Origin of the sequence: Aromatoleum evansii, from assembly GCF_012910805.1 — a bacterium.
GTDB classification, from domain to species: domain Bacteria; phylum Pseudomonadota; class Gammaproteobacteria; order Burkholderiales; family Rhodocyclaceae; genus Aromatoleum; species Aromatoleum evansii.
Map to the genome: position 1 here is coordinate 1 of NZ_WTVK01000111.1, position 7,204 is coordinate 7,204.

Annotated in this window: 9 protein-coding genes; 6 read left to right on the forward strand and 3 right to left on the reverse strand. The window is 64.9% G+C overall.

All coding sequences use genetic code 11. The features are described 5' to 3' along the window. The 5 genes from GO615_RS26795 to cobD all read left to right on the forward strand — a co-directional run. A partial coding sequence (locus tag GO615_RS26795) for a sarcosine oxidase subunit gamma (protein ID WP_246262478.1) occupies positions 1-296 on the forward strand: 296 nt, incomplete at its 5' end. Positions 297-571: 275 nt separating this feature from the next. Then, entirely contained in the window at positions 572-964 is a 393-nt protein-coding gene (locus GO615_RS26800) for a dihydroneopterin aldolase (protein WP_169132907.1), read from the forward strand. Positions 965-1,016: 52 nt separating this feature from the next. Beyond that, positions 1,017-2,183, forward strand: a complete 1,167-nt coding sequence (gene pabB / locus GO615_RS26805; RefSeq protein ID WP_169132908.1) for an aminodeoxychorismate synthase component I — start codon at positions 1,017-1,019, stop codon at positions 2,181-2,183. A gap of 126 nt (positions 2,184-2,309) precedes the next feature. Continuing rightward, a complete protein-coding gene (locus GO615_RS26810; protein ID WP_169132909.1) occupies positions 2,310-2,600 on the forward strand; it encodes a hypothetical protein in 291 nt (96 codons plus the stop codon). Positions 2,601-2,616: 16 nt separating this feature from the next. Continuing rightward, entirely contained in the window at positions 2,617-3,690 is a 1,074-nt protein-coding gene (gene cobD / locus GO615_RS26815; RefSeq protein WP_246262479.1) for a threonine-phosphate decarboxylase CobD, read from the forward strand. A 72-nt stretch (positions 3,691-3,762) separates the two neighbouring features. Here the strand turns inward: cobD and GO615_RS26820 are convergent, their stop codons facing one another. From GO615_RS26820 to GO615_RS26830, 3 genes are all read right to left on the reverse strand, one after another. After that, the gene (locus GO615_RS26820) at positions 3,763-4,104 is read right to left on the reverse strand and encodes a CPBP family intramembrane glutamic endopeptidase (RefSeq protein WP_169132910.1); all 342 of its coding nucleotides are present in this window, start codon (positions 4,102-4,104) and stop codon (positions 3,763-3,765) included. A 133-nt stretch (positions 4,105-4,237) separates the two neighbouring features. After that, entirely contained in the window at positions 4,238-6,334 is a 2,097-nt protein-coding gene (locus GO615_RS26825; protein ID WP_169132911.1) for a DUF1631 family protein, read from the reverse strand. Positions 6,335-6,357: 23 nt separating this feature from the next. Further along, the gene (locus GO615_RS26830; RefSeq protein ID WP_169132912.1) at positions 6,358-6,558 is read right to left on the reverse strand and encodes a hypothetical protein; all 201 of its coding nucleotides are present in this window, start codon (positions 6,556-6,558) and stop codon (positions 6,358-6,360) included. A 64-nt stretch (positions 6,559-6,622) separates the two neighbouring features. Here GO615_RS26830 and GO615_RS26835 point away from each other — a divergent pair. Further along, a partial coding sequence (locus GO615_RS26835; RefSeq protein ID WP_169132913.1) for a DMT family transporter occupies positions 6,623-7,204 on the forward strand: 582 nt, incomplete at its 3' end.

The following is a 7,204-nucleotide window of genomic DNA, read 5'->3' on the forward strand; positions in this document are numbered from 1 at the left end:
TGGAGCTGACCGGCCCCAAGGTGCGCGAGCTCTTGATGAAGTGCACGCCCTACGACGTGCATCCGCGCGCCTTCCCGGTGGGCAAGGGGGTGTCGAGCGTGTTTGCGAAGAGCTCGGCGGTGATCCGTCGTGTCGATGAGGAGCGTTGGGAACTGGTGATCCGCCGCAGCTTCGCGGATTACCTGTACAGCTGGATCCTCGATGCCGCGGAAGAGTTTGGGGTCTTCGTGGCGCCGGCGGAGCCCATCGGCAGCGGCGAGCGGGCCGCGGTGCGTGAGGCGGCGCTGCACGGCTGATCGCGGGTCGACGCAAGTCCCGAAAACGGAGCCGGTGGTTGTTCACCGGCTCCGTTTTCACGTGGAGCTGGTCGGTCTGTTCCGTGGGAGCGGCTTCAGCCGCGAATCGACGCCCATTCGCGGCTGAAGCCGCTCCCACGAAGCCGGGATGCTCGTCCCGCGACACGAACACGAAAGCCATCGTCGCTCGAGCGCTCGCGCTTGTCGCAAGACGGCATGTCAAGGTCAGGCTGCTGATTTATCTTGAGTTTTCGCAACATCAAACGGGAACGAACATGAACCAGATCTTCATCGACGACATCCGCGCAGACGCGCAGGTCGGCATCTACCCGCATGAGCTGGTCGGTTCGCAACCGGTGTCCATCACCCTGCGCCTCGGCATCGGTAGCCGTGCGGCGCGCAGCGACCGCATCGAGGACACCATCGACTATGCGGAATTGGTCGCACGCCTGCGCGGGTACCTCGCGGAGCGCCGCTTTGCATTGCTCGAACACCTCGCCGATTCGCTCGCCGGCGTGATCTTCGACGAGTTCCGGCCGAGCTGGATCAGCCTCTCAGTGCATAAGCCCCAGGTGCTCGAAGGCGTCGGCCGTGTCGGCGTGATGATCGAACGCAAGTACGACGAATACGTCGCACAGGCACCTTTCCCGCTGCAGCAGGCGGCCTGATCCGTTTTCAAAATGCCAAAGACCTCCTGATCGAGTTCGCCTGAGAACGACCATGGGACGCCGGGAAGAAGCCGTGCGGAGTGACGAAGCCGTGACGCGCCTGCGTTTCGACTTTCCGAACGCGGCCGGGCAGGAAGGGCCGCTGGTCTTCGAGCAGCCGTCCGAGATCATCGAAGCCCGAGAAGTGTCGCAGGTCCGCGCGGCGGTTGCCCGTGCGGATCGTGCGGCGCGGGAAGACAGGTGGGTGGCCGGTTTCGTCTGCTACGAGGCCGGTGCGGCCTTCGACCCGGCGTTTCGTTTCCGGGGCCGGGCCGACCTGCCGCTCGTGTGGTTCGGCGTCTTCGACAGGCCGGTCGGCGCGTATGCCCGAACGCATGCGTCGGCGCCAGCCTTCGACTGGGGCTTGTCGGCCGGGCGCGCACGATACGAGCAGGATATCGCGACGATCCTCGAGCACATTCGCGCGGGCGACGTGTATCAGGTCAACCACACGCTGCGCCTGGCCGGACACTACGTCGGCGATTGGCAATCCCTTTACGAGGGGCTGCGGGAGAGACAGGCGACAGGGTATTGCGCCTGTGTCGAGCTGGGCCGGCACCGCATTCTGAGCGTCTCGCCCGAATTGTTCTTCTCCCGCGAGAAGCAGCGCCTGACCTTCAAGCCGATGAAAGGCACGGCCCGCCGCGGCACGTCCGAGGAACTGGATCGCGCGCTGCGCGATTCGCTCGCGACGGCGGAGAAGGAGCGGGCCGAGAACCTCATGATCGTCGATCTCATCCGCAACGACCTGTCCCGCATCGCGCAGCCGCATTCCGTAGCCGTGCCCTCGCTGTTCTCGGTCGAGGAGTACCCGACGGTATGGCAGATGACCTCGACCGTGACCGCCGAGATCGCGCCCGAAATCGGGCTGGAAGAGATCTTCGCTGCGACCTTTCCCTGCGGTTCGATCACCGGTGCGCCGAAGATCGAAGCGATGAAGATCATCGCGGAACTCGAAACGGGGCCGCGCGGAATCTATTGCGGCGCAATCGGAATGCTGCGCCCGGGCGGCGATGCGGTCTTCAACGTCGCAATCCGTACGCTCGCCGTGGACACCGGTTCCGGCAGCGGCCAGTACGGCGTCGGCAGCGGCATCACGGCCGACTCGATCGCCCGCAACGAATACGACGAAGTCCTCGCAAAATGTCTGGTGGTGCAGGAATTGGTTTCAAGTACATAAGGCAAATCGGTTTCATGGAAAGACGCCGACGAGCACACGAAGGCAGTTCTCCCTCTCCCCCTATGCTCCCTCGCGTGTGGCGTCTTTCCCTTTTATTCACGGCAGCAAAAGCCCCAGGAGAACACTGTGCCCAGGGATGTCGCAAGGAAACTGAAGCAGGCGTTCAGCGCCGCGCAGGACGAGGCGCAACGCAAGGCCGCGGTCGTGGCATTGCTGCGGCACAGTCTCGACTTGGGGCACCGCCGGCTATCGTTGAAGCGCCTGGAGGCCGCGGTCAGTTGTGGGGCCGCGCTCGAAGCGGAGGATCTGCACCGCTGTGCAGACCTTGCGCTGCGGATCAGTGATCCGCGCATTCATGCCCGACTGGCGCTGCTGAGCCGTCAGCTTGACGGCGGGCGGCGTCTATCCGCGTTGTAAGCAAGGCAATTCGCTCATGCAGATCGAAGAGATGACTCCGAGCCTGGGTTACAAAGTCCCGGAGCATGGAGGCAGGCTGCGGGCCGCGGCGGCCCGCTATGGCATTCCCCATTCCGAATGGCTCGACTTGTCCACTGGGGTGAGCCCCTTCGGCTGGCCGGTGCCCATGCTCACCGCCCGCGCGTGGGCGCGGTTGCCCGAAGAGGACGACGGTCTTGAAGACGCGGCCGCAGCCTACTACGGAAATTCGAACGGGCTCGCGGTGGCCGGCTCGCAAGCCGCGATACAGGCGCTTCCGGCCTTCTTTCCGCGTAGTTCCGTGGTCTGCCTGTCCCCGCTCTACAATGAACACCCTCACGCATGGAGGGCACACGGACACGCGGTCCGCCTGCACCCGTCCGGCGACCTGCGCGGTGCGTTGGCCTTCGGATCGCAGCACATCGTCCTGTGCAATCCGAACAATCCGACCGGTCATCGCTACGACGCTCCCGAGTTGCTGGAGGTGGCCGCATCGCTCCGAGCGCGGGGCGGCGTCCTGGTCGTCGATGAAGCGTTCATCGACGTGAATCCCGAGGAGAGCCTTGCTCCGATAGCCGGTTCCGACGCTGCGCCGAACCTCATCGTGCTGCGCTCGCTGGGCAAGTTCTTCGGTCTGGCCGGTGCGCGTGTCGGGTTCCTGTTCGCGTCGACGGGATTGCGCGAACGCCTTGCATCCCGACTCGGGCCGTGGACGATCGCGGGGCCGTCGCGCGAGGTTGCGCGTCTGGCGCTGTCGGATCGTTCATGGCAACAAGACATGCGCCCTTGCCTGCGTGCAGCCGGGCTGAGGCTGGTGCAGTTGCTTGAACCGCTCGGCGTGGTGGGCGCGACGCCGCTGTTCGCGACGGTCTTTCAGTCGCGCGCAAGAGAAGTCCACGACGAGCTCGCCAAAGCTGGCATCTTCACTCGATATTTCAAGGATCACGCCCTGGTCCGCTTCGGTTTGCCCGATTCGGAAGAATCATGGGAAAGACTCACGGCCGCGCTGGGCCGCGTGACCCGTGCCCCTGAGTGTCCGAGACAGGACAAGCTCGCCTCGCCCTGCGCGTAGTGTCCTGAAGTGTGTGCGGAAGCGCCTTCGCCCGGAAGGCGCGGGTGGCCATGGCTAAGCTTGCGGCCTGAGTCATTTGCGTGGGGCGTCGTGATCCTCTTCGCGGATTTCCCGCAGCACTTCCCCTTCGATCACCAGATTGTCCGCCGACCGCGGGCCGCGCCGGGCCGTCCCTTCCGCCTGCGCTTGCTGCATCGCCTTGCGCAGATTGCGAGTCTTCCACCAAACGTATCCCCAGATCAGCCCGCCGGCTGCGACCACGACGGCAAAGAACAGGACGGAGAAGGTCAGCGCCAGGCCGAACACGAGCACGGTAGCGGCTATCGCCGCGAGCTTTTGCAGCGGACCGGCAGGTTTGGGCGGGCTTTGCTTGAAGTTGTTGAACAGGGCGTCGAGTCTGGGATCGCGTTGCATGCAGGTTCCTGCGTGTGAAGTGGCTTGCAGATGGACGGGAGATGGCGAAGAGAGTTCCGGCAAGGTGGAGCCGATTCTGCTGGATCGGCGCCACGGCACTGCAGCGACAGGTGCCACGAGTCACCTGCAGCCCTCAGGCGTGCTGGTCGAGCGACCTGATCGCGCCGTGGATGGCGCGCTCGAAGATCGGCCGGTCAATCTTCACGATCTGCGCCGTGCCGTTCCTGAGGCGCACCGCCAGCGCTTCCGGGGTGATCGAGATCGCGCAGGGCGAGGCGCTGTTGCTGAACAGGAAGAGCGTGCGGCTGCGGTTGATCCAGTTCAGGCGCTCGCGGCGGGTTTGGCGCGCGGTCGTGAAGTCCACCCAGTCGCCTCGCACCAATTGGCGCACCCGGCGCAGGTCTGCACGGTCCGGCGTGTTTTCCCGGTCGAGCCCCTCGCTCGTCGGTAGCGAGATGTCCTGGACGCGAATGCCGAGGTCCGTTGCGTGGCTGACCTGAAGGGTCGGTCCGCCGCCGCGCGTGCGTGACGTCGAGGAACCCTTGCGCGTGCCGGCCTTTTTCGCGCGCATGGCGGCAAGTTGCAGGTCGAGCAGGGTGTCGAGGAAGGCCTTGCGCTCGGTCGGCGCGGCTCCGATCTCGTCAAAACCGGCGTTGATCCTGCTCAGTAGTGTCGGTACCCCGGCGGCCTGCCGCTGCCGCTCTTCCGCAAGGTGTTTCGGCGTGACCGACCACAGCAGGTCGGTGGCGACCTGCATGGCCTCGGCGGTGGGGGCGCCTTCCTGACCGGACTGCGAGATCCGGTTCTGGACGACGTCGCGCCAGTAGCTGCGAAGGAACTCCTCGATCTCGGGCGGCGTCTCCGGCTCCACTATGCGGGCGATGCAGGCGTCGGCCATCTGCTGCGCACGGATCTGGGCTTCGCGCTTGAGGCGCATTTCTTCCTCACGAGCGAGCACCGCGTCGGCCAGGGCGCGGTTCTGCTGCTCGTCGTGTTCCTCGCGTTCGGTGAGGAAGGCGTCGAGCTCTGCGTTGGCGGCATCGAACGCGGCCAGATCGCCGTCGTAGGTGCTCTGCACCTTGTCGACCAGCTCGGACAGCTTGAGATAGAAGGGATCCTCGGCGTTGACGACCTTTCCCCAGCGCACGGCGACGATTGAGATGCTGTCGAGAAAGCGCCGTGCCGGGTGGCCGCGGTCGGCGAAGAAGCGCTGGTTCAGCATCGCGGCGCGCAGCACCGGCGTCTGCAGGCGGGCGACCAGTGCCTTGATTCCGTCCCCGACGTTCGGGTCGCTGAAGATGAGATCGAACAGCTTGACGACGATGTCCAGCGTCACCGCCTCGAGCGGCATGACGTTGCGTGCGGCGCCGCTGTCGCGCACCATGCGCACGACGTTGGTGTGCTTGCCGGGGGCTTGCGGCGTCGCGGCAGCCTGCAGGGTCTTCAGCGAGTTGAACAATTCCTGGCTGATGGTGCCCGGCTTGGGCGTTTCTTTCGCGGCTGTTTCCTTCGTGCGCGCCTGAACGAGGCGCTCCAGGGTGCTAGCCAGCTTCGACGACTCCTCCGCAACTTCATTGGCGTCGACCGGCGTCGTGTCGCGATAGCTGCGTTTGAGCGAAGGCAGGATGTCCGCCTCGATCATGGTCTCGTTGACCACGCGGTAGAGCTGCGGCATCTCCGTGGCCATCTGTTCGCCGACCAATTGCAGCAGCAGGATGAGTGCGCCCGTATCGGTCGTGAGCTCGGCGCAGGCGGCTTCGATGCACGACCACAAGGACGCGACATTGAAGGTCTTGTCGCCGGGTTGCATCACCCTGCGCAACACGAGGTAGTTGATTCGCCGGTCCAGGGGCTTGGTTTCGTCGCGGCAGGCCAGGGTCACGCGGTCCAGTACCTCGCGCATCGCAAACTGGACAGACTCCTCTGCGGCGCTCAGGAGCCGCAGGTTCGCCTGGTCGGCCGAATCGAATTCGGACCGCGCGACATGGACCGCGCGCGCGGCAAGATTGGCCTTCAGCGCAGCGCTCACCTTGTCCCAATGCGTCGGAAGGGTCTGTACGAGCGCGGCGGCGGCGATGTTCCGGGCGCGATCGCGGCCGGCGTTGCCGCTCTCGGTCGCCGCCTGCGTCAGCGAGGGCCCCATTTCCTCGAACAATTCGCACAGGTCGTGTTCCAGCTGCGTACGGCAACCCGCCACGAGCCTGGCGAGAGGGGCGTCTTTTTCGGTCATCTCGGGCCGGATTGCGGGAATCGTCATAGCCGATTATTACATTTGCCCATGGCGAAGAACGCGGGGAAATTCAGGATTTTCGGATTTTGGCATGATCGTTCGGCGAGCAGCCGGGGGCAAGTCAAATAGCCGAAGGGGCGCTTCTCATGCGCGACGCGCGTATTGTGGTCATGCTCGTGGATGGATCCGTCCACCATGCCGATCGTCGCGTATAAGGCGCGCATAGTCCGATTTCATTGACCGTGTCCCGCTGCTTCGGCAAGCTTCGCGGTTTTGCGGAGTCGGTGAATGCAAAACGAGCGGCTGGTCGGTGCGGCATACGTGGCGGTATCGGCAGCGGCCTTCGGTGCGATGGCGATCTTTGCCCGTTTTGCGAGCGCCAGCGGTGCCGACGTCGTGACGGTGCTGTTCCTGCGCTTCCTCATTTCGGCCGTGCTCATGTCTGCCGTGATGCTGGCGACCCGGCGCCGCTGGCCTTCCGCGCGCAATGCGGCGATTCTCGTCGCAATGGGCGGAATCGGCTACGTGGCGCAGTCGTACGCCTTTTTCGAGGCGCTGAATTTCGCCTCGGCAGGCTTGGTTGCCCTGTTGCTATACCTTTATCCGATCCTTGTCACGGTCCTGGGCGCAGTGTTCCTGAGCCAGCGTCTCACGACGGGGCGTGTGCTGGCAGTGCTGACTGCCCTGGCGGGAACGGCGCTGACGATCGGTGGGGAGCTGAGCGGACGGCCGCTGGGGATCATCCTTGGCGTGGCCGCAGCACTGATCTATTCCATCTACATTCTCGTCGGAAATCGTGTCATGGCGCGGGAAGCGCCACTGGCGAGTGCGACGGTGGTGATGATGGCGGCGGCGGCGGTGTATGGGGGG